Annotated in this window: 21 protein-coding genes; 7 read left to right on the forward strand and 14 right to left on the reverse strand. The window is 49.7% G+C overall.

Features of this window, described 5'->3' with window-relative positions; translation table 11 throughout:
- The first annotated feature begins 107 nt into the window (after nucleotides 1-107).
- The 3 genes from Q4579_RS10620 to Q4579_RS10630 all read left to right on the forward strand — a co-directional run bounded on the left by Q4579_RS10620 (nucleotide 108) and on the right by Q4579_RS10630 (nucleotide 3,458).
- On the forward strand, nucleotides 108-410 hold the full coding sequence (locus Q4579_RS10620) for a hypothetical protein (protein WP_303563918.1): 303 nt from the start codon (nucleotides 108-110) through the stop codon (nucleotides 408-410).
- A gap of 253 nt (nucleotides 411-663) precedes the next feature.
- Nucleotides 664-1,503: a 2OG-Fe(II) oxygenase family protein gene (locus tag Q4579_RS10625; RefSeq protein ID WP_303563919.1), complete on the forward strand. Its 840-nt coding sequence runs from the start codon at nucleotides 664-666 to the stop codon at nucleotides 1,501-1,503.
- A gap of 575 nt (nucleotides 1,504-2,078) precedes the next feature.
- Nucleotides 2,079-3,458: a toxin VasX gene (locus tag Q4579_RS10630; protein ID WP_303563922.1), complete on the forward strand. Its 1,380-nt coding sequence runs from the start codon at nucleotides 2,079-2,081 to the stop codon at nucleotides 3,456-3,458.
- Nucleotides 3,459-3,470: 12 nt separating this feature from the next.
- Here Q4579_RS10630 and Q4579_RS10635 read toward each other — a convergent pair whose 3' ends face one another.
- The 4 genes from Q4579_RS10635 to torC all read right to left on the reverse strand — a co-directional run bounded on the left by Q4579_RS10635 (nucleotide 3,471) and on the right by torC (nucleotide 9,564).
- Complete coding sequence (locus tag Q4579_RS10635; protein WP_303563924.1) at nucleotides 3,471-4,604, reverse strand: ISAs1 family transposase; 1,134 nt, start codon at nucleotides 4,602-4,604, stop codon at nucleotides 3,471-3,473.
- A gap of 406 nt (nucleotides 4,605-5,010) precedes the next feature.
- Entirely contained in the window at nucleotides 5,011-5,736 is a 726-nt protein-coding gene (torD, locus tag Q4579_RS10640; RefSeq protein ID WP_303563925.1) for a molecular chaperone TorD, read from the reverse strand.
- Nucleotides 5,737-5,805: 69 nt separating this feature from the next.
- On the reverse strand, nucleotides 5,806-8,334 hold the full coding sequence (gene torA, locus Q4579_RS10645) for a trimethylamine-N-oxide reductase TorA (RefSeq protein ID WP_303563927.1): 2,529 nt from the start codon (nucleotides 8,332-8,334) through the stop codon (nucleotides 5,806-5,808).
- Between the two features lie 63 nt (nucleotides 8,335-8,397).
- Entirely contained in the window at nucleotides 8,398-9,564 is a 1,167-nt protein-coding gene (torC, locus tag Q4579_RS10650; RefSeq protein WP_303563929.1) for a pentaheme c-type cytochrome TorC, read from the reverse strand.
- Nucleotides 9,565-9,754: 190 nt separating this feature from the next.
- Between torC and torR the strand changes: the two genes are divergently transcribed.
- Nucleotides 9,755-10,471, forward strand: a complete 717-nt coding sequence (gene torR / locus Q4579_RS10655) for a two-component system response regulator TorR (RefSeq protein ID WP_303563931.1) — start codon at nucleotides 9,755-9,757, stop codon at nucleotides 10,469-10,471.
- Nucleotides 10,472-10,636: 165 nt separating this feature from the next.
- Here torR and Q4579_RS10660 read toward each other — a convergent pair whose 3' ends face one another.
- The 4 genes from Q4579_RS10660 to Q4579_RS10675 form a co-directional block, all read right to left on the reverse strand.
- Nucleotides 10,637-11,263 (reverse strand): hypothetical protein, encoded by a 627-nt coding sequence (locus tag Q4579_RS10660; RefSeq protein ID WP_303563937.1) that lies wholly within the window; start codon nucleotides 11,261-11,263, stop codon nucleotides 10,637-10,639.
- A gap of 231 nt (nucleotides 11,264-11,494) precedes the next feature.
- On the reverse strand, nucleotides 11,495-12,130 hold the full coding sequence (gene msrQ / locus Q4579_RS10665) for a protein-methionine-sulfoxide reductase heme-binding subunit MsrQ (protein WP_303564159.1): 636 nt from the start codon (nucleotides 12,128-12,130) through the stop codon (nucleotides 11,495-11,497).
- 20 nt (nucleotides 12,131-12,150) lie between these two features.
- Entirely contained in the window at nucleotides 12,151-13,161 is a 1,011-nt protein-coding gene (gene msrP, locus Q4579_RS10670; protein WP_303563940.1) for a protein-methionine-sulfoxide reductase catalytic subunit MsrP, read from the reverse strand.
- Between the two features lie 120 nt (nucleotides 13,162-13,281).
- On the reverse strand, nucleotides 13,282-13,983 hold the full coding sequence (locus Q4579_RS10675; RefSeq protein WP_303563942.1) for a cupin domain-containing protein: 702 nt from the start codon (nucleotides 13,981-13,983) through the stop codon (nucleotides 13,282-13,284).
- 193 nt (nucleotides 13,984-14,176) lie between these two features.
- Between Q4579_RS10675 and Q4579_RS10680 the strand changes: the two genes are divergently transcribed.
- On the forward strand, nucleotides 14,177-15,301 hold the full coding sequence (locus Q4579_RS10680; protein ID WP_303563945.1) for a fatty acid desaturase: 1,125 nt from the start codon (nucleotides 14,177-14,179) through the stop codon (nucleotides 15,299-15,301).
- Between the two features lie 381 nt (nucleotides 15,302-15,682).
- A complete protein-coding gene (locus Q4579_RS10685) occupies nucleotides 15,683-16,549 on the forward strand; it encodes a L,D-transpeptidase family protein (protein ID WP_303564162.1) in 867 nt (288 codons plus the stop codon).
- A 143-nt stretch (nucleotides 16,550-16,692) separates the two neighbouring features.
- On the opposite strand, the gene Q4579_RS10690 is transcribed toward Q4579_RS10685, so the two are convergent.
- From Q4579_RS10690 to Q4579_RS10705, 4 genes are all read right to left on the reverse strand, one after another.
- On the reverse strand, nucleotides 16,693-16,956 hold the full coding sequence (locus Q4579_RS10690) for an Lpp/OprI family alanine-zipper lipoprotein (RefSeq protein ID WP_027251090.1): 264 nt from the start codon (nucleotides 16,954-16,956) through the stop codon (nucleotides 16,693-16,695).
- A gap of 224 nt (nucleotides 16,957-17,180) precedes the next feature.
- Nucleotides 17,181-17,774: an SCO family protein gene (locus Q4579_RS10695; protein WP_303563947.1), complete on the reverse strand. Its 594-nt coding sequence runs from the start codon at nucleotides 17,772-17,774 to the stop codon at nucleotides 17,181-17,183.
- Nucleotides 17,771-18,232 (reverse strand): hypothetical protein, encoded by a 462-nt coding sequence (locus Q4579_RS10700; RefSeq protein WP_303563950.1) that lies wholly within the window; start codon nucleotides 18,230-18,232, stop codon nucleotides 17,771-17,773. The genes Q4579_RS10695 and Q4579_RS10700 overlap by 4 nt, the downstream gene beginning before the upstream one ends.
- Before the next feature lie 103 nt (nucleotides 18,233-18,335).
- Nucleotides 18,336-19,247 (reverse strand): DUF368 domain-containing protein, encoded by a 912-nt coding sequence (locus Q4579_RS10705; RefSeq protein WP_303563952.1) that lies wholly within the window; start codon nucleotides 19,245-19,247, stop codon nucleotides 18,336-18,338.
- A 229-nt stretch (nucleotides 19,248-19,476) separates the two neighbouring features.
- Between Q4579_RS10705 and Q4579_RS10710 the strand changes: the two genes are divergently transcribed.
- Entirely contained in the window at nucleotides 19,477-19,770 is a 294-nt protein-coding gene (locus tag Q4579_RS10710) for a hypothetical protein (protein WP_303563955.1), read from the forward strand.
- A gap of 16 nt (nucleotides 19,771-19,786) precedes the next feature.
- Here the strand turns inward: Q4579_RS10710 and pdsS are convergent, their stop codons facing one another.
- A complete protein-coding gene (gene pdsS / locus Q4579_RS10715; protein ID WP_303563958.1) occupies nucleotides 19,787-21,979 on the reverse strand; it encodes a proteobacterial dedicated sortase system histidine kinase in 2,193 nt (730 codons plus the stop codon).
- Nucleotides 21,967-22,653 (reverse strand): proteobacterial dedicated sortase system response regulator, encoded by a 687-nt coding sequence (gene pdsR / locus Q4579_RS10720; RefSeq protein WP_303563960.1) that lies wholly within the window; start codon nucleotides 22,651-22,653, stop codon nucleotides 21,967-21,969. Before pdsR ends, pdsS begins: the two co-directional genes overlap by 13 nt.
- Nucleotides 22,654-22,791: the final 138 nt, after the last annotated feature.

A 22,791-nucleotide genomic window follows, 5' to 3' on the forward strand; every position in this document is an offset into this window, starting at 1 on the left:
TATTTTTCCTGTGTTTAGAAGGTTTTCTGGCTGGGAAGAAAATCCTCGCGCGTCAGAATCTTTGACTACACTTTTAGTTGCGAGTCAACTGAGTGGAGGAAAGGAGGATGTTAGCTGAACACCGGCAATACCTGTTACCAGAGGGTAACGGAAGCCATTTGGATGTGACAGTCATACCCACTGGCTTTCTTGAAGTTGAAATTATGGAAGAACACGATAAATATCAGGCAGAATTTGATGAGCTGTTATTTTTAGCGAACGGCAAAAAGACTGAACTCATTTGCCGTGATCATGCCGGTGGTGAATGTGTACGCTGGCAAGTTAAAATGGCTAGTGAAGATGCCCGGGAGCTGGCCAAATTAATCGAACTTGCTGAAGATGAATTTGAGCTGTTAATGCGTGATCTCTGACGGATTGCCAGCATCAAAATCCATAACAATTAGCCCTGCTTTGGCAGGGCTATTTCTTTGGCGAAAATTCTTTGGCGCGCAATCGGTTGGGCAATCGATTGATTGTTGCGTGAGGTCAACACTCTGTTTCTTCAAGGCCCCGCCTTTCGGGTTGTTCATGCTGTGGGGACGGTCTAAAATTCCCGTCACAATATACGAAAAACGTATGATTCATAAAAACCTACGCCCTACCGCCGAGATAAAGAAGTACACCATGAAATTAGAAGCAATTGATTTTACCGCACCCGACGCTCAAGAACGTTTCGTTGAATCCCTGCGAGAAACTGGATTTGGCGTTCTGAAAAATCACCCGTTGCAGCAAACCCTCGTCAGTTCGATTTATAACAACTGGCAGGGCTTCTTCGATTCGGAAGCGAAATATGACTTCCGTTTCAATGTCGAAACTCAGGACGGTTTTTTCCCGCCGGACGTTTCTGAGACGGCAAAAGGCCATACGCAAAAAGATATTAAAGAGTTTTTTCACTATTACCCTTGGGGCCAGTGTCCTGAAGCACTGAAAGCTGAACTGCAAGATTACTATGATCAAGCGAATGCGCTGGCATCAACACTGCTGGGCTGGGTTGAAAAACACTCGCCAGCGGACGTTTCTGCACTGTACACGCAATCGCTGTCGAGCATGATTGAGAATAGCGACAGCACATTGCTACGCGTGCTGCATTATCCGCCACTGAAAGGTGAAGAAGAGCTGGGCGCCATTCGCGCTGGCGCGCATGAAGACATTAACCTGCTAACTGTTCTGCCAGCGTCGAATGAGCCAGGCTTGCAAGTGAAAGCGAAAACCGGTGAATGGCTGGATGTACCGTGTGAATTCGGGAATCTGATCATCAACATCGGCGATATGCTGCAGGAAGCTTCCGGCGGTTATTTCCCATCGACCACGCACCGCGTGATTAACCCGGAAGGTGCGGATAAGACCAAATCCCGCATCTCTCTGCCGCTGTTCCTGCATCCGAAGCCAGAAGTGGTACTGTCTGATCGCCATACCGCGAAAAGCTACCTGATGGAACGCCTGAAAGAACTGGGCCTGATTTAATCTCACTCTCCATCTGATTTGACCAACGCCAGCCATTCGCGCTGGCGTTTTGACGTGGTGCGCCTGCCTCACGTAATGATTGCGTCCTGCTCAACCTGCTCATACGGGATGGCTTTTTCAGCGAAGCGTTTTTCCAAAAGTTGATGCAATGCTTCAAGATATTGGAAAAATTTCTGAGTTTTTGGAAAGGTCTGCCACGAAAATACTGTAACATGCTGATTTTTATAGCGCTGAATTGCTGGCGCGAATCTTGCTCTTATGCATGCTTGAATCGTAATCCGAAGCAGAGAATTTCAGTATGACAGGTAAAAACTTCCCTTATCCACCCAAGGCATTCAATGTACTGGGACGATCATCAGTACACATATGACGAAGCAAAAAACTTGTATGAGCAAGGGGAAATACCTGTTTCTCACCCGAACGATCTGAGTGCAAATGGTGGAGAGGCTGTCACGAATCCGCCGAAAAATTCGATGATGTGGGAAAACGAGAAGCTTGAGTAGCCGGTTATTGAACCGCAAGAACCGATGAGAAAAAGACAGAAAAAGTCGGTTGTTCCCTGTCATTTTTTCCCGGTGCGTTACGCGCTGGATGAAAATGATGATGCCGGAGAGCCAAAACACGGGCTACCGGACGCCTGGCGTGGCAGGGGATATTTCTCTCATCGTTCCACAGACCCCTACCACTATACATTGCGTCAAATGCGTGATGGTTGGTTGTATGTCTATAACGAAACCGATAAAACGCTGGATGAGTACGAATTTAAAGGGGTGACGCTGACACAATACGTCCTGGAAAATTACGATTATAAGACCTTAGATCCGGTTCAACGCCCGACAGAGCGGGGAACGCCTGGAATCAGTCAGCCATTCCTGACTTATCAGAGTGATGCTTCTATACGTCTCGTCTGGAGCAAAACGCGCTGGTCATGGCCCATGTTTTATCGTTTTGCCACAAACCCTGATGCTCGATTCTTTGCACGCCACATTGATGTTTCCCGAGTCGCAGTGTATCCGGGGGACCATATTGGCAGTTTGGACCTGCTGGAACAGGTGTCTGATATTGATCCGCAGGGCGGTGAAATCGAGCGTTTTTCTGGTCTGATGAGCACCAAGATGCCAGAAGAAAAAAGTTTTGTTTTTGAAGACCCGGATTTACCCGAAAAAATTGAAGTGACTCTCGAACTGGAAATCAAGCCTGTTGCATCTTCTTCAGAGATTACAGAGAGCATTCCGGCAGATGAAGCGGCTTACCTGGTTGCAATCAATGATTTGTTCAGTGATTTGGGCGAAATGGGCGTTCGTTTTACGGCTATTGTTACTGAGTGGCAAGACTGGTTGGAAGGCCAGGCACTCCATAATCAGGTTTTGGAAGCTGCAATGCAGCTCACGGCGACCGGCATTCCGAAAGGAATGGATATTCCGCATCCTACTTTGTTAGAAGAATTACCTCGGAGTGAACAGTTAACTGTATATCAGGAGATTTGTGCGCTCTATGAACAACGACGTATGTATGAAGCCGCAACAGAACTGGGTGGAAACAATACAGTAACTCGAGCGGAAGGCTTGTGGGTCGAGTTGCAGAGAATGGAAGAAGCTTTCAGGAAAAAACACGGTTCTATTGATTACCGGCAATTTTATAAAGATTGGTTTAACCTGAGAAAAAATCGCCGCATGGTCGATCCTGAACAATTGGTGAAAGACAAAATTACTTACTATGAACAGGAAGATTTTCGGTTCCCCTGGGTTGAAAAACACCGGGATGCGACGCTCGCAATGCTGCGGCAGTTTGGAAAAGATGTCACTGAAAAAGGATTCGTTGATATTTTTTCTCTCTCTGGTCAGATGGTCATGCAGTCTTTGCATCAAAGCCTTGCTACTCCGTTATTATTCAGCAGACTTACCCAGCCACAGAGTGAATGGCTTGGGAGTGAATATGATAATCCAACAGGGTGAGAGCATGAATGCTCATTTTTTACTCGCCGCCTTAAAACCAGCCAGTAATACCTTATCCAGATAAGTAGTATTCATGGCTGCAATGTTCTGTTTGCGTCGGATGCTAGCTTTTTTCGAGGTTTCTGCTCGCAGTATATTCAGTGCAATGTGCCGAAAACAGGCCATGATCTCAGCGGCATCTCCACGGTAAATCTGGCAAGCATCTTCGTTCATTGATGCATCAAGTACCCAGTGCAGGTTGTTTTCAATTCCCCAGTGACCACGCACTGCGGCGGCAAAACGCTCTTTCTCCAACTTAGCAGAGCTGATGTAGTAGCGGTATTCAAGTGATTCTTTACCCGCTTTATCAATGCGATAGCCAACAGCGACACCGATGCTCTTTAGCCCTTTCCAATCAGAAAACTGGTGAGCCAACTCACCTGCAGGTAGTACATGGTATTCTCGGGCTTCGATTCGTCCGTGACTTTGTTCAACTGTGACATCTTCAGGGTGACTCTGACCCGCAGTCTTCGCAGACAGCGCCTGACGTACAGCTTTAGCCAGTGTTTCCTGGTTACCTTTAACGGCAAGTAAATAATCACCACCGTTATCAATGATGGTTGAAGCAATGTTGGTCTGGCAGGCTATCGCATCAATCGAAACCAGGCAGCCTTTGATGTCCAGCAAGTTAAGCAGTTCCGGTATTGCCGTGATCTCGTTCGACTTCGCATTGGTTTTGAGCTGGCCCATAACTACGCCGTTGGCCGTGGCGAAAGCACTAACCATATGAATAGTGGATTGTCTGCTTTCACGGTTATATGAGCCGCGCAACACCTTACCATCGATAGCGATCAACTCACCGTCTGAGCGCTCAGTAACGGCTTGCATCCAGTTGATAAAACACTGCTGAAACTGACCTGGATCTAGGCGCGAGATAACGCGAGCAATGGTGTCGTGAACAGGAAGTCCGGATGTAAAAAGACCTTTTTGCTGAAACCACTGAAAATGCGCTTCACCGAAATCTTCAATGTCTTCCCAGCCTTCAGCTCCGGCAATCGTCGCACAAACAGTAAGAAACAGGACATCGAAGAAGGGATAACTGATTTTCGCAGACTGACGTGGGTCTTTCAGATCACCAAAATACTGAGAAAATGCCTCGATACTCACTTTAGAACTCCCGAAAAAGGGAGTATAAGATCATAATTCGATCTGCCGGTCAAACTCACATAATTTGGTCAGAAAACGTTCGTGATCTCACCCTGATATACCGCCATCATTTATCACGAAAAAAGTGAGATTGACCTCTCCCTATGAGGCGCATGAATTAGATGATTGGTGACGGATTGGAAGTAATATCCGTAATAAATTTGGATATGAATTGATGTTAGGTAAAGATTGGTCATCGAAAAATCAGCCATCCCTGAAGACGTGATTTCATCCCTATGAACAAATCCCCAGTGATCATAAGAACTTTTTAAAGCTGGGGAAGCCTTGTGCCAGATGATGCCAGTGTGCTTAAGAGAGCCACATTTCCTTATCGTGACTCACTCAGTGATGGATAAATGACTGATATTTACATCGGATGGCTTTCAGATGAGCTGATGCCGGAATCAGCCGCATGATGATGTGAGCCAGTTGAGTCCATGCCACTCTCTGTCCCTTGCAAGAAGTGCTGGTCAGCCTGACAAAAGGCGAGCAGTAATCCGGCAGCAGCCGCGTAAAAACCGAATTTATCCTTTTGGCGGATATCAGCGACAAAGTCTGGCAACCAGTTCAGCAGCATGGTTTGCAGAAGATTGAGTTGGCTGAGCATGCCTTGTTCTGCATCAGTTTCGTTTCCGTGCTGATTGGTCAGCAGGATGAGGTTCCCCAGATAATCCAGAATGACGGCAAGATGATCGGCCGGCTCATTGAAATGCTTCCGTTGCGCTAAACCACTGTGAGCCAGCCACGCTTCCATGTCGCAGGCGGGCTGGCTGTTCATCAGGCCTGAGCCCGGTGTATAGACCGAGGCATAAGGCAGCGCGCCGGTTTTCGGAGAACACAGAAATAAACCACAGAAATCAGCGGCCAGTTCAAGTTGTGCATCCTGGCGGCGATTCAGGTGTTGCACGGCTGTTTGCAATGCCATGGCTGGCTGGGACAATGCAGGGGTTTGCGTGAGCACCTCAAACAAGGTGTTCATTGCAGGGCCTTGATACAGCCTGATATGTTCGGATGTTAATTCCTGCGCAAACAGGGTCGACATCCACCAGTAAAATTCTGCACGTTCTTCGTTAAAGGCGATGAAATCTTTCATGGTCATCCTTACAGTGATTGAACATGGCAAAGGAAGCACCGAAGTGCATTCCTTTGATGTCAGGTTGGATCAGAGGTCCATTGCCGGAAACAATGGGTTGATATCTGTGACTTCCGATGGTCCGTGAAAACCGGTGACGGCAGGGACAGCGCCGGTATATTTTTCAATGTCCACCAGTGCTGATGCCGCCGAGGTTGCCTGCGCCAGCCGGGATGAACCGATGTCCTGCGTGAGCACATTCGGATCGCCATAGGTGCATAAAGTGCCTGGTTTTCCGCCTTCCAGCGGACTGTACCAGGCGCCTTCATGGATCCGGCACACGCCCGGCATAAAATCGTCGGTGACGACGGCCCCTGCCAAAACCTGCCCGCGATCATTAAAGACCCGGACAACATCTCCGTTGCGAATGCCGCGGCTTTTTGCATCCTGTGTGTTGAGATACACAGGTTCCCGGTCTGCAACCGCATAGGTCGCACGATGCTCTGTCGAGGAGCAGAGCTGCGAGTGCAGCCGGTGCTTGGGATGCGTGCTTTGCAGGTTGAGCGGGTAGGCTTGTGAGCCGGGTCCGCCATGGCTGCGTTCATTTTTTTCAAACCACATGGGATGCCCCTGACAGTCGTCATAACCCATGTCGGCAATCGTTTTACAGTAAATCTCGATGAGGCCAGATGCGGTGCCCAGAGGTTCGAGGTCAGGTTCTTTCCGAAAAGATTCATGACGTACCCAGGGTTGGCCGCCCGAAAATTCGACAAAGCCTGTTTCGTCCCAGAACTTTTTAAAGTTGGGTAAACGAACACCAAGACCTCGGCCCTGCAATCGGGCGCCATTGTAGATGTGTTCAATCCAGTCCATTTGAGATTTGCCTTCAGTGAAGGCTTCTTCCCGATCAAAACGGCGACAGAGTTCACGGAAAATGTCGAAGTCATCCTTCGCTTCAAACATGGGTTCAACCACCTTTGGCAGGGCAAGAATCCCGGCATTGGAGTGGTTGCCATATTGTTCAATATCATCCCGTTCATGTGTGGTTGTGGCAGGCAGCACAATATCCGCAAAGCGGCAGGTCGCGGTCCACTGATGATCCACGCAAATCACGGTTTCCAGCTTTTGCCAGGCGTTGATCATTTTGTTGCGATCCTGGTGATGATGGAACGGATTATTACCGCAGAAAATGGCCATTTTCATCAGCGGATAAGTGATGTCGTGACCATTCCACTGGATGGTCTTTCCCGGATTTTCGATGCAATCGACAAAACGGGCCACCGGGATGTACGGAGAGTATCCCCGATATGAACCGTTATGAATGGGGTTGACGCCCGTGACACCGCTGAACCCGGACATGAGCGGTCCAGTGGAGGTCATCGCCCCGGCATCGTTGTAATGCCAGCCGAAGCCGAACCCACCGCCGGGCAGGCCAATATGGCCGAGCATCGCAGCGACGACAACCAGCATCCACGCATACTGTTCGCCATGCTGCATGCGTTGCAGACACCAGCCTCCGATGATCTGAGTTCTGCCTGAAGCCATCTGACGGGCAAGTTTGCGGATCTCATCGGCGGGCACGCCACAAAGTTGCGCCGCCCATTCAGGCGATTTCGCAATACCGTCGTTTACGCCCAGTAAATACGGCAGAAATTTATCAAAGCCGGTGGTGTAATCGGCGATGAAGTCTTTGTCATATCGCTGCTCCGTATACAGCGTGTGGGCGATGGCCAGCATGAGAGGCACATCGGTTTGCGGGTTCAATTTGATCTGGGTGCCACCGACCATTTTTTGTGTTTCGGAAACCACGGGGTCAACGTAAATCACCTTGATTTCACCGCGTCTGACTTTTTCTGCCAGCTGCTCATAATAAGCATAAGGGCTGTGATCCGGTACAAGCCAGCCAACCTGAAGGTTTTTCACCGGATCGGATCCCCAGATCACAATGGTTTTGGCATGTTCAAGCACCAGTGGCCAGGACGTTTGCTGCTCATAGACTTCCATCGCGCCAGCCACGTAGGGCAACACCACCTGCGCCGCGCCGGTAGAATAGTCTCCGGCTTTCGACAGGTAGGTGCCATGCAGACCAATGGCTCGCATCATCATGGTGCCTGCCGAATGCAATTTTCCGACGGACTGCCAGCCTGTATGGCCAGCATACAGGGCGCTCGGACCATATTCGTTCTGCACCCGCTCAAGCTCATGGTAGAAAAAGTCCAGCGCCTGAGACCAGGGCACCCGGACGAAACGGTTATCACCGCGCTGGCTTGTATCCGAGCGAAAGCCATGTTTCAGCCAGTCCAGACGGACCATGGGATATTTCACCCGGGCCGGGTTATAAACCACTTCGCGTACGGCCTGGATCATGTCTGTCGGATGTTTGTCTTTTTCGAACGGCACCGTTTCAACCCAGATGCCATTGACGACTTTGGCGCGAAATGCGCCCCAGTGGGAACCGGAAAGGACGTGACGATCCATGATGGGTTTCATTTCCGAGGCGGCCAGCGCGTTTCGGGGGGCCAGCAAACTGCCGCCAATCACCGACGCGGCTGTGGTTGCAATCATACCTGCCAGAAAGCGGCGGCGGCTCACGCCTTGATTCATTGTCTCAGTCGACATGATATTCTTCCTTCATTCAGTAGCTGAAGTGAGGGAGAGTCTGGCTCTCCGTCAATTCTGGAGTCAGTGGCTGTTCGCGCCACCTGTGTCTTTTCCGTGGTTTTGCAGGTATTTGAGTAACGTCCGCTCTTCGGTTTTACTCAGGCGATAGTAGGCACTCATCGCGTTCAGACCGGAAATCCAGCCATTGGCCGTGAAATGAGCCGGGTCGGGCGCGGCATGGCAGGCATTACAGGTCGCGTCATACATGGTATTGGCGTAATTCCAGACTGGCTGAAGACTGTCCAGCATGTTGTCAGCTGTGATCCAGGCTTCAACGGTCACCTGCTGCCAGACGATCTCTGTCGTCGGGTCGGTCTTTTCTTCGAGCAGGGTTTGTGTGGCTTTGACTTTGTCCCGTATCGTGGCTTTGAAAACACGTTTCCCCATGTATTCTGTCAGAACACGCCCTTTCCCGGATTTTTCCAGCCAGCCATCAATGCGAATTCTGAGCATGTCATTCCGGCGTTCCAGCACGGTGACTTCTGATGCTGGCAGTAGCTGACCTTCAGCTTTGCTTTGCGGATCGGCACTCGCATAAAGAGATTTCTCGCTGAGTGAGTACAGCGTGTCTGCTGCTGCGCCCTGAGATTGGGCCGTTTGCTGCAGGTGTTGGAAGTCTTTCTGGAATCCGCCTGCCATGTTTGGCAGTTCATGGGCAATGCCTTTATGGCAGGCAATACAGTTCATCTGTTCTGCGGCAGCCTGCTGCATTTCAAATGCAGCTTTAGCGGATTGTTTGCTGTGATCCATATTCTCATAGGCATGGCAGCTCTTGCAGGTCTTTGAGTTCTGACTCTCCATGCGATCCCAGACTTTCTGCGCCATTTCTAACCGGTGATCTTCGAACTTTTCCGGAGTATCTATTTTTCCTGTGATGAAGTGGTGATAGAGATCTTTCGCTGCTTCCAGTTTTCGCAGCACTTTCCCGGGGAAATCTTTGGGCTGATGGCAGTCCGTACACACAGCCTGTACACCTGAGGCATTTTTGAAGTGTACCGATTGACGGTATTCCTCATAGTTCTGCTGCATGGTGTGGCACGACGTGCAGAACTCAAGTGATGAGGTCATTTTGAATCCTTTGTGAACCACAAAGGTGCCAGCGAGACAAAGACCGATGCCAATCAGGAGTAAAGCAAGAAGTGAGTATTTTGTGCTCGGTCTGGTGAGTTGATGCCAGATGTGTTTCATAGTGACTACCCGTAAAAGAATATATCCCGCATCTAAATCAATAATGCAGGTGATTTTCCCGGGTAAGCTTACGGAGTATTTATGAATAAGGTTATTAGTAGCGGTGAACAGGGAATGTGGATTTGTGAAAGATCATGAACAGGAAGAATAACGCATCACACGAATTTGTTCGTAATCTTGTGAGGTTGTAATGAATCAGCATATTCTCATTGTCGAAGATGAAATCGTGACCCGGTCTCAGATGGCGGCATATTTTAAAAGTGAAGGGTATTGTGTCAGCGAGGCAGAAAGTGGCACCGAGATGCAGGAAATACTCGTAAAAGAGCGTGTTGATCTGGTGCTGCTGGATATTAACCTGCCGGGTGATGATGGTTTGATCCTGACCCGGAGGCTGCGCGGCCAGTCAAACGTCGGCATCATTCTGGTGACTGGCCGCAACGACAACGTTGACCGGATTGTCGGGCTGGAAATGGGGGCGGATGACTATGTAACGAAGCCATTTCAACTGAGAGAGCTTCAGGTGCGGGTGAAGAATCTGTTATGGCGTATCTCATTGATAAATAAGGCAGTCAGGCCCGACGAAACCGCGAAGGATCACAAAGGGGTGTTCCGGTTTGACGGATGGACGCTGGATACGCACAGACGTTTGCTGACCTGTGGTGATCAACCGGTCAAGCTGACGAAAGCAGAGTATGAACTGATGGTGTCATTTACATCAAACCCGAATACGGTACTGACCCGTGAGCGACTGCTGAATATGCTCAGTCACCGGGTCGACGCACCCAATGATCGGGTTATTGATGTATTAATTCGGCGTATGCGTTCAAAAATGGAAAAAGACCCCAAGAACCCGCAACTTTTTATTACTGTTCACGGTGAAGGGTATTTATTTGCCACGAGCGAATAGGCGCATGAAGATGCGTTGAAATAAATGGTTACATTTAGGGTTTGGCATAATGAATGGCTGGTGAATGAATCAAAAGATTCATTGACTGAGATCAATTTCTATCGAGTGGTATCGCTCACATGAAAATAGATCATGCCGGGGCTGCGCCGGGCTAAAAAGAAACAATTAAAAGGCGGAAAAATAGGCCGTCATTACGGCATAGCGATGTAAGGTTTGCTGGCTGTTCAGCCGCTTTAAGGGGTGATGCAGACTCGGTTTTCCATCCAGCAGACCAAACTGAAGCTGGAGCTGATCGCACAGGGATAGCTCGCAGGGAAGCAGTTTGATCCCATCCTGTAAGTAGCCCTGAATGTTGTCTGGCATTTGCCCCAGCCACCAGGACGGCAGCTGTTTACTGGCCTTGCTGCGATCAAACCAGTGATCGGTCAGCAGCAGTAACTGGTTGTTTTCATCCCGGTTCAGTTGTTTCAGGGTGAGATCGACGGCCTGAAGCAACGCATTTCTTCTCGCTCGGTTCGCACTCTGTAACCGGTGCGCGATGACCCAGAGCGTGACGTCCGGGGTCTGGATACGGAAAACAGGCGGCATCACAACATCTTCCGTTTGGCGCTGTTCAAGGTTGGCCGTCACACCGGCTTTTTCTAGGGTCGCCAGAATCCGACGGCACATCAGCCGCCCTAAGTGGCGATCACGCATCCCCCGGTTATGGACCGTTGGGTAGTGTTGTGAGCAAAGCTGTAAGCAGTCTGATTGAAATTCTTCAATACTGGCGCTGATAAAATCGCTGAACAAAGACGTTGAACCTCAAACTGAGTTGAATTGAAGCCTTTTCATATGTTGGTTAATCATATTGCCAGAAAGGATGGCAGAAAAGTGTTATGTGCCTGAATAACCTGAAGCTGTATCAAATTTATGCGCTCGCGTTGTATCGCTACGTGCGAGAAACTTCAGTTAGGCATCAGAGAACACGGGTTCAGCGGAGTCTAACAAAGACGTCCGCTGATTGGCAGATGTGACAGGGAATTAACTTTCGCTGGATATCTGACGGAAGGATTTGGGCACCCAGCGAAGCAGGGTTTTCTTGCGGAAGCTTAGTAAAATCAGTGCGCCGAACAGATACAGTGCCGGTTCAGTCACGCCGGATTTGACGGACCAGAAATAATGCACAGGGGCGAGCAACACGGCCAGATAAACCCAGTTGTGTAACTGCTGCCAGCGTTTACCCAGCTTGCGCTGTATCTTTTGTGTGGAAGTCACAGCCAGTGCACACAAAATCAACCAGCATACCGCACCCACAGTCAGATAAGGCCGCTCGGCAATTTCGCTGGCCAGTAATGCCCAGTCCAGATTCAGATCCAGCAGGATATAAACCAGTAAGTGCAGCACAGCCCAGAAAAAGCTGTAAAGACCGAGCACACGGCGGACTTTGACCAGGCTTCCTTGTTTCCACCATTTTGCAATGGGGGAGACCATAAGCGTGATGAACAGCGTGTTCAGCGCTGCTTTTCCGGTAAAATGGCTGAGTCCCTGAACGGGATCAGCACCGAACTGACCTTGCAGCGTCTGCAGCACCAGCAAGGCAACATAGAACAGCGACACCGCATGAATCACGGTTTTGAGCGCCGTGATATGACTGGGAGTCAGACGAATTTTTCTCAGTCGCTCAACGGGGGAGATCATTAATAGAACTTCCTTAAATCCATATCTTTGTAAAGACTGGCCACTTCGTTGGCGTACCCGTTGAACAGCTGAGTTGGCTGACGGCGGCTGCTGAAGAGATTGCCTTCACCGATGAAACGCTCACTGGCCTGACTCCAGCGCGGATGATCCACACTTGGATTGACATTGGCATAAAAACCGTATTCCTGAGGCGCGAGCCGGTTCCAGGTTGTTGGGGGTTGTTTGTCTGTCAGGGTAATTTTGACGATAGATTTGATGCTTTTGAAGCCATATTTCCATGGCACAACCAGTCGCAATGGCGCACCGTTTTGTGGCGCCAGTGTTTTCCCATACAAGCCGACTGCAATCAGTGTCAGCGGGTTCATTGCTTCGTCCAGACGCAACCCTTCGACATAGGGATAATCGATGCCGCCCCCGATACGACGGGATGCCTGTCCCGGCATACGTTCGGGATCATACAGTGTCTGAAAAGCAACATACTGAGCGTTGCTGTTTGGTTGTGCCTGCCGAAGCAGAGCGGCGAGCGGGAATCCGATCCAAGGAATATTCATCGACCAGGCTTCCACACAACGTAATCGGTAGATTCGCTCTTCAATCGGGTAGCGTTTGAAAATGTCTTCGTAATTGAGCTTGAAGGGGCGGGAAACCATACCGCCAATCTCAACGCTCCACGGATCGGTGACAAAATTGGCTGCATTGCGGGCCGGATCAGATTTGTCGGTGCCAAACTCATAAAAGTTGTTGTATTTCAGAACTTTATCTTCCGGGGTTAAAGATAAATCCGGGTGAAATTGTGCCGATTCACGGGCATTCAGAACACGACGGCGATCGGGTGTTTTCTCATCACTTTTTAAGACATCAAACAGCCCCGCCTGTGCCTGTGAAGCGAGGGGAAGTGCGGCCAGCGTGATCCCTAATTTTTTAAGAATATCCCGCCGTTGCTGGTAAACAGATTCGGGGGTGACTTCACTTTCCTTGATGACCCAGGATGGCTTGGATTGAATACGCATGGGAATCCCTTGTAAGAAAAACGGAAAAATGGTCTGTGTCATAAAAGACCCGAATTCCATCAAATAATTTCATGGGATTTGAGCATTCACGCAAGTGATGTCTATCTTCCGTGAACAGTCTCAGAAATGACCTGTTTTGAACAACATCAGACACCCTTCCTGCGTGGAAGGGTGGTGGTAGCTCCCCGGTGGGGTTCTGAGCCAGAATCCTTGCCTGTAGGTTCCCCACTCATCCTGAAAACTCCCGGCCAGAATATACATTTCAAGTCCGCCTTCATAGATCTGTTCAGGCAAGCTTGCCCCTGCTTGCCATTGAACCAGCAGCGTTTTGTCTGCTCCGAAGCCGTGGAGTGGCAGCACTGACTGGCCCTCGTCATGGCTGGGTTGCCATCGGGCATTGTGGGTATCAATTCGGAGTGTTTCCAGATCGCCTTCTGCGAACATATTCAGTTTGACATAGAGCACACAGCCGTTCTGACTGGCCGGGGCATGTTGTGTCTGAGCCGGGTTTCGCAGATAGGTACCCGCAGGATACCGGCCAAATTCATCTTCAAAAACACCACTGACCACGAAAATCTCTTCGCCATTTGGGTGAAAATGCACCGAGAAAGAGGTTTCTGGTTCATACCGGACAATACTGGTGACCTGGCCGGACTCTTCGGCTTCACGTTCCAGTGGGATTCGCCATACGCCAGAGGCAGGAGAAGGGATCCAGTTTTCGGTAAGGGTGTTGATGACCACACGCTGATCTCTGTCCATATTGATGGGTTTGAAAGAGGCGTCTGAGCGCGGGTTCATGGTGTTTGCTCCAATCGAATACATTTTCACACTCAATAGTGTAGCCAAACTTCCTGAGTTTGGTTTCAACCCCCCATATTTTGTCTGGTGCGTGATTTCGTTCATAGAAGGCGCTGAAGCTGTGAAGCAGCACATCAAATCACACACTTTTACGATTGACCTCAGAAGAATGCTTGGTATTCTAGCGAACACTTGTACGCCGAATGCAGAGATTCACATGTCCGAAACCAAACCGCCGATTATCTGGCTCAATGTAATGATTTTCACCCTGACTTTTCTGGTTGCAGCCATCGGTGCGCCTGTCTATACCTATCTTGTCGGATTTGACTGGCAGCAAGGCTTGATGCTGCTGGCTGCATTTACCTACTGTGGTATGTCGATCACCGCGGGTTACCACAGGCTCTGGTCTCATAAAGCCTACGAAGCCAATGCCGTGGTCCGCTTTATTTTTGCAGTTGGTGGCGCTTTTGCATTGCAAAACAGTATTCTGCACTGGTCGTCTGATCACCGGATTCACCATCGTCATGTGGACAATAATGATGTTGACCCTTATTCGGCTAAACGTGGTTTTTTCTACAGTCATATTGGCTGGATGCTGCGTGAGTATCAGTCACATCGCTACACGGATTACTCCAATTGTCGTGATCTTCAGAAAGATAAAATCGTGATGTGGCAGCACAAGTACTACGTGCCTCTGGCGATCGCCACAAACTTCGGCATCCCGCTGTTATTTGGCTTATGGCACGGCGACGTATGGGGCGCACTGTTGCTGGTGGGCGTGGTTCGATTGGTGCTGAGTCATCATACAACCTTCTTTATTAACTCGCTGGCCCATATCTGGGGGGATCAACCTTACACGGACAAGAATACGGCCCGTGACAATGGCTTCCTGGCATTCCTGACTTTTGGTGAGGGCTATCATAATTATCATCATATCTTCGAGAATGATTACCGGAACGGGATTCGCTGGTGGCAGTTTGATCCAACGAAATGGCTGATTCGCACTTGCGCCTGGCTCGGTCTGGCAAGCAACCTGCGAACCTGCCCGGAAGATAAAATTGAAAAGGCGAAGGCAACCATGATGCTCAAACGGATTCAAAACCGATTGAATCAGGGCCCGGATCAGTCGGCCATGCTGCATCGTGTTGAGGCTGAATATGAGGTTCTGATTCAGAAGATTTCTGAATACTATGCGACGAAGAAGCAGATGCTAGAAGCCCGGAAGAAAGAGTTGCGTGAGCAGTACGAAAACCTGGAGTTTGTTCAGCATTATCAGGAAGTCAAAGTGAAGCTTGAACAACAGCGCCGCTCCTGGAAGCTCCTGACATCGCAATACGCTTAATTCATCCATTCTAATGTCAATAAAAGCGGGCAGTGCTCGCTTTTTTTGTCATTTTTTTCTGATAATTCTTAAAATATTCCTATCAAACGCCACTTTTTTGACGTACATCTGACCTTTACTGCCCCGGACAAAAGTAAACTGAGATTAAATTCAGGGGAGCTCTGAGAGGTGATCATTCTCTCATTCTGTGTCATAACTAAGAATGTAGATGTCACTTCCTGAGTCAAAATCAAAATTTGCCATAATCATAAGTGGTCTGTAAATGCATCGTTTGTGAGAGTCCACTTTGTTCAGATGGTTCTGGCAGTTGAACCAACACATCGTATTGGAGGCGCTTCCGTGTATCGTACATTACTTTGTACTTTGATTGGCTTAGCCTCAATGAGCGCAAACGCTATTGAGTACCGTATTCCTGCTGACGGCGGAAAGCTCGTTGGTGCGGTGGAGTATTATCAGGTTCCGGAGAACGAGAAAGAAAGCATCGCAGACATTGCCAACCACTTTGATGTGGGTTTTCTGGCTGTGATGGAAGCGAACAAAGGGGTGGATCCGTTCCTGCCTGAACCGGGCACCATGCTGACGATTCCGACCCAATTGATTCTTCCGGATGTCCCTCATGAGGGGATTGTGATTAATCTGGCTGAGTTGCGACTGTATTACTTTCCACCGGGCAAAGATTCTGTTTATGTTTTCCCGATTGGTATCGGGCGAATTGGCCGGGAAACACCGGTGATGACCACATCTATCAGTCAGAAAATTGAAAACCCGACCTGGACACCCACGGCGAACATTCGCCGCGAATATCGGGAAGATCGGGGAATCGAACTGCCTGCCGTGGTTCCGGCTGGCCCGGATAACCCGCTGGGTGAATATGCGATGCGTCTGGCGCATAGCCGTGGAGAATATCTGATTCACGGCACCAACAAAGATTTCGGGATTGGCATGCGAGTCAGCTCAGGTTGTATTCGCATGAATCCATGGGATATTGAGTGGCTGTTCCCGCAGATTCCAAAGGGGACGAAAGTCAGAGTGATTAATCAGCCTGTGAAAGAAACGCGTGAACCCGATGGCAGCCTGTATGTGGAAGTGCATCAACCGTTGTCGAAATCTGAAGCGGAAGCGGGTTCAGCAAAAGTCGTGAATGCTTCACGTTCACTTGTGAGTGCTGTAGAAAGTAACCATCAGGCCGTGACGAAGTTGTCTCAGGCGCTGGAGTCGCAGGAAGGGCTCCCAATCGCACTGGATTAATCAGCAAGCAATCTCTTCAGCTTGATACATGAAACAGGCCGCATTTGCGGCCTGTTTGCTTGATGGGGGTTGGCCAGCGATTCAGAAACAACAGACAAAAAAAAGAGTGGTGCATAAGCACCACTCTTTTTGTCGGTTTGATATTACTTACGATACGAGCTAGCCATGTTGTCAATACGCTGGTTAGCACGCATTGCTTCCTGGTAAGCAGCATCAGCAGATGCACGAGCGTCGTTCACGGCGCCTGCCATCTGATCTTGCTGACTTTGCAGAGCACCTACTTGGTCAGAAAGCATGTCTACTTTGTTGGTGAGTTGTTGCATTTGGTCTACTTCATCTGAGCTAGAACAGCCAATCAAAGTTGCGCTCAGAATGATACCAGTAAGGATAGATAATGAACGGTTCATTTTTCTTTCTTCTCCTTTGTTTTGCCACTACAGACCGAGTGTAAAATTTTTCAGTCGGCAGAGTTAGTATGGCATATGTTATTCAAATTGCTCATCCAAGAAGCTTTTTTCCAAAAAAAAATTCTCTCAAAGACGAGAAAGAGCCCGTGGGCAACAGAGAGAATGCGACTTTCAGGAATTTTAGTCAATGCTCGCTATGTGAATGATATGTCAAATCTTATTGTTCAATTCTCAAATAAGAGACGCTCGTTTTTGGTGATGGCGTCTACCAGAATGTTTGGGTTCAAGGTGTGCGGGACTTTTTCCAGCAAGGTACCGTCTGGTTTTAATAGGTAGAAGTAGGAGCTGTGGTCGATGGAATATTCAAGCGCCGAATCTTCCTGAGTCGATTTCATATAAAGGACGCCATACTTCTTGGCCAGTAATTGCGTCTGCGCCTGGGTTCCCGTCATCCCGGTAATCTCAGGATGAAAATATTGCGCGTATTGTGCGCTTTTTTCCGGTGTATCTCTTTCCGGGTCCAGTGTAATAAATACGGGCCAGACTTTACTGAGCTCATCTTGAGAGACGGCTTTTAATGCGGCGCCTAAAATTGCCAGCGAGGTGGGGCAGACATCCGGACAATGGGTGAAACCAAAGTAGACAACACGAAGGCGCTCATCGCTGGTGTTGAAGAGGTTGAGGGTTTCTGAGCCGCTTTCAAGCTGTCCGCTGGTTTGTTCAGCTTCAGCAACACGGGTTTCGTGACTATCTACAAAGTAACGGGTGGCTAAGCCGGCGATCAGCGCGACGGCCAGAATTATCCATTGGAATTTCACTGTGTCATCCTCAGGGAAACGTAAAGCGGTGAATGGGAACCGGAAACGGGTGTAATACTGCCTTGCCATGTCATTGAATCTTCCGTACAGAAAGGCAGCATGAGTTCACCAGAAAAACTGCGATCCGGTTGTCGTATTAATTTCAGTTGATACTGCCCCATCATCATTTCATGGCCTTCCAGACTCAGGAGCAGCATGTCTGCCTCTTCAGGGAGTGCTGGCCATTGGACAGTCATTTGCGTCGGTTGCAACGGATGAACGACATCGTGACTTAACCGGACGATGGCGTCCTGCTGCAGGCAAGCCTGTTGGCTCAGTGTACAGGCGAGGTCAGGCTGAAATTCAGAGGGTTTCTTGACGAGATCGGGTAACCACTCAATGGCAGCAAAGCCGAGACCAAATGCAAGAACCAGTTTCAGTGGTAAGGCCCACGGTTTAAAACGAAGTGTCTGAGACATGGATCACCTGAGTGTGAACATCAACTGATGTATGGTATCACGCTTTTTTCAGCAGAAGCAGTCAGATAAAACAAAGACCACACACGGTGGTCTTGGTGATGGGTTACGCGTCGGTAAACTTTTCCAGCCCCCACACGAGGAAAATGCCCAGTAACATGGCCAGAATTGCATACGCCAGTAAGGCCGGCTGGCCCGTGACGTGTTCAAAACTGAAGGGCGATAGATTATGTTCCAGCAGTGGGACTTGCTCGCCACTGGAATTCGTGCGCCAGGTCAGTGTTTCTTTCCATGGCCACACCTTGTTGAGTGTACCCAGCATCAGCCCCGTCAGAAACGTCAGGGTCAGGTCGCGGTAATGCCTGAGCAGCCAGGACAGGACGTGAGAAAAACACAGCAGGCCAATGGCACAGCCTGTCGCAAACAGGCCCAGTGTCCCAAGTTGCAGCGACTTCGCTGCCGCCAGTATGGGAGCATACATTCCCAGAAGCAGCAGAATAAAACTGCCGGAGATGCCTGGCAGGATCATGGCACAGATGGCAATCGAACCGGCCAAAATCACGTTTGTACCGGTCGGAGCCATGTCGATTGGATGCAACACGGTAATCCCGTAAGCAAAAGCAGCACCGGCAAGAATGCACACAATGCGTGACAGCCCCCAGTGTTGCACTTGTTTGAACATATGCACTGCAGAAATCAGGATCAGGCCGAAAAAGAACGACCAAAGCGGAATCGGATGGGTATGAAGCATCCAGGTGATCACACGAGCCAGCGTGAGGATGCTGGTCAGAATACCCGCCAGCAGAACAATCAGGAACCCGGCATTAATATGACTCAGGACGGCTTTTATCCCTTGCTGACGCCAAAGGGAAATCAGGCTCGGATTGATACGTCGTATGCTTTCAAGCAGGGTGTCATAAATACCTGTAATAAAGGCAATTGTGCCACCTGATACACCCGGGACGACATCCGCCGCACCCATCGCTAAACCTTTTAAAAATGTAAATACTTTGCTCATTACAACTCAGGAATCGTTTTTATGAAAGTGGGGGCATTATACCGTTTCAGCGTCAAAACGGTATGCGCACTTTGTTGCTTCTGAGTAAAAGTTTGTGATTGTTCCTGGCAAACCAGCCCGCTAACCGGATAAATGATGAAATGTCTCAATATCCGGTCGAAATTTGTCGTCGATTTGCTTAACTCTAAGTATGAGCCTGAAAGGCTCGACTTGTCGTAAGGTGACCACAATGAAATGGAACAGTGTGCTTTTGGCGACGCTGGTTGTTTCCGGAATGTTCGTGGCAGGCGCTCAGTCAGAAAGCCGGCTGATGTCTTATGAAGATTATATGGAACGTTGCACGGAAACTTATGGTTCCGACCGGGTTTCAACCAGTGTGTGCGAAAACCAGTATCTGACGATGTATGCCAGAGAGGAAGAGTTAACCGCACAGGCGGATACCCGGATGCCTGAAGCGACTTCTCTGGAAGATGAAGCAACATCGCCGTCTGTCTCAGAACCTGAAACAGAACAGCCGGAGTAACCGGCTGTTCTGAGGTTTAGTGACCGTGGATGGGGCCGAGTGGCAAGGTAATGCTCACCGTGACCCCTTGGCGGTCATCCCGGTTGTCGATGTGGATCTGCCCATGGTGATATTCCACAATCAGCCGGGCGATATAGAGTCCTAATCCAAGATGCGGCTTGGTTTGGTGCGCTTGATTGCGAACTGAAACCATGGAATGAAGCAACTGATTGGTCATGTTCTCTGGCAGTAATGGCCCCAGATTACTGATTGAGAGCTGCGCATGCGCCTGATTTTGTGACAGCGTCACTTCAATCGGGTTTCCGGGTTCACTAAACTCTGTTGCATTCGCAATCAGTTTATCCAGCAGTTGGGCCAGAAAATCAGGTGCCCCGTGCATCATCATCGCTGAATCTGTTGTTATCACTCGGAATTCATCATCTGGAAAGGCGAGTTGATAGCCTTGAATACAGCCCCGGACAAGTTCATCCAATGCGAATTGTTCCCGATCAGCCCCTTGTAAGCTTTGCTCAATCCGTGTGGCTTCCGTCATGCTGGACAAGATCGTGCCTAATCGCCGGATACCTTCCTGAGCCCGGTCGATATATCTCTGCGAGTCTTCATCGTGTTGAACCATGGCCAGATTATCCAGAGAAGAACGGACGACAGCAACCGGGGTTCTCAACTCATGGGAGAGGCGCGAAGATAAATTCTCCAGATAGTGGTTGTATTGGCTGAGCCGGCTCACCATATCTGCAAGGCTGCGGGATAAATCCCCGATCTCATCTCTGGAGGTGGACGATGCAATGGCTTCCCGAATCCGGCCCTGTGCATCAATGGATTGTTCAGCCTGATCCCGGAGCTGGCGAATGCGGTTCGACAGACTGGACGCAAACAGAAACAGAATGACTGCTGCAATCAGGATGATAATCAGCAGCACATTGAACAGCTGCTCCAGAGCTCGGTTTTTGAGGGTCTGGACCCCGGCGGTGGATTCTTCAACAACAACAGCCCCCATCACCTGATTCTGCAGCCAGATAGGATAGGCGGCGGACAGGATCATGGCATTGCCGTCTGAAGAAGGACGCCAGTGTGCATACCCCCGGCCATGTAATGCCTGATCAATGTGGACCCCCTGAAGTCTGGCCGGATTCGCGGGCTGATCATCAAACGGCTCCGGTTTATCCAGCAAAAAGGTATAGTACAACGGCCGGAGCGCGTGCTCTTCAATCCAGGACTGAATCCCTTCCGATGCTTCATCGTAACGGATGGATGTCGCCCAAACGCCATCGGAATGACGGATGTCCCCGGACTGCGCCAGGACTCGCTGATGCCGGTCCAACACCCAGATCCGTGAGCTGCTGTGTCCCATTCCCTGAACAATGCGTTCGATTTCCGGTGAAGGCAGTAACACGGTGCCTAATGTTCGTTCTGATTTCGGGTTCGACGTTGCGATGACCCGCTCAACATCCCGGCTTGTTGCCTGATCAACCTGATGAACGGCAATGGCCAGTTTCTGGCCCAGATGGTCAGAAGGGACACTGAATTCAAGGTCATAGCCTGTATTGCTCGGCTGCCATCGGGCCTGGATCAATGCAGAAGGGGAATACAAATCCGGTGAGTCCAACTCATCTGTGATTTGCCAGACCGAGGTTTGCCCATCGCTTTCCAGCGCAATCAGATATCGCTCAAACGTGCCATCCGGCGTGGTGAGTGAGAGGGTCAGATGGTCATTCCGGTCGACACGCAAGCTGCCCGAGCGGCGTGTCATGAGATGTCCATCCTTCACTTTCAGCGCGCCATAAATGTGTTGTTGTGCACTGCCGAGAATCAAATAAAACCCGTGTTCTTTGCGAAGATCCGGACGTGTGCTGAACAAGACAAAAGGCTGACCGTAATACTGCATTTTGGTGGGCAGATCGTCCGGCCAGTCTGCGAGCTGGCCATCGATTTCTATCGTCGAGGGTAAATCATAAATGTAGAGATCCCTGCCTTGCTGGATTTTGGGCTGCATACTGGCTTGCTGACTGAAGAGCGCAGGGCGCTCGTTAAGTGCAGTTGCGATGGCTCTGGCTGTGCCGATCAGGGTCTGTTCCTGACCCTGACGGAGTAACTTTTCCATTTCAAGCACGAATCGATAGCCAAACCATGGCAATGTAAGTAACAAACTGGCGATGATGATGATTTTGACGCGCAGGCCAATCTTAAATCGCTGAATCAGGCGCCCCATCGGTATCCCATCCCGTAGACTGTGTGGATCTGGTCAAAATCAGGGTCCTGCTGCAGGAATTTTTTGCGGATACGCTTCACGTGCGAGGTAATGGTACTGTCATCAACAACGACTCTGGCATCGTCCATTAAATCTTGCCGGCTGCGAACATGTCCCGGACGTTTTGCGAGTGCATACACCATCCAGAATTCTGTAACGGTCAGATCAATGGGTTGTTCCCGCCAGAAAATCTGCATCTTGTTCTGGTCGATCGTCAATGCATCCCGGTAGAGCAACGTTTCAGCTGAACTGGGGACGGCCAGCAGTTCGCTGCGACGGAACAATGCTGCAATTCTTGCGATCAGGTGTGGCAGGCTGATGTCTTTCGTCAGGTAATCATCAGCCCCCATCCTTAAGCCACAGACGGTGTCAAAGTCGCTGTCGCGGGCGGTCAGAAAAATGATCGGCAAAGTGGGGGACAAGGCTCGTAAGGACTGGCACAGCGTAAATCCGCCATCAATTTCATGTCCGAGCCCGATATCAATAATGGCCAGATCCGGGAGTTTCACTTCAAATGCGGCCTGAGCCTGCAACCGGTCAGCATAGCCCTGCACAGCGTAGCCATGTTTTTTCAGGACATCGGTGTAGTTTTCCCGGATGGCTGTTTCATCTTCAACAATTGCGATCTGCTTCATCTGCTACTTCGTTCTTCATTTTGAATAATGCAGACTATACCGCAACTCAAAGGCTAAAAAAGTGCAAATGCATGCTCAGATGCAATTGCCATTTTTTTGCCACAATTCATCTGCACATTGCCTTTTTTCATCCCGCTT

This window comes from Photobacterium sp. 1_MG-2023, assembly GCF_030547945.1.
Taxonomy (GTDB): domain Bacteria; phylum Pseudomonadota; class Gammaproteobacteria; order Enterobacterales; family Vibrionaceae; genus Photobacterium.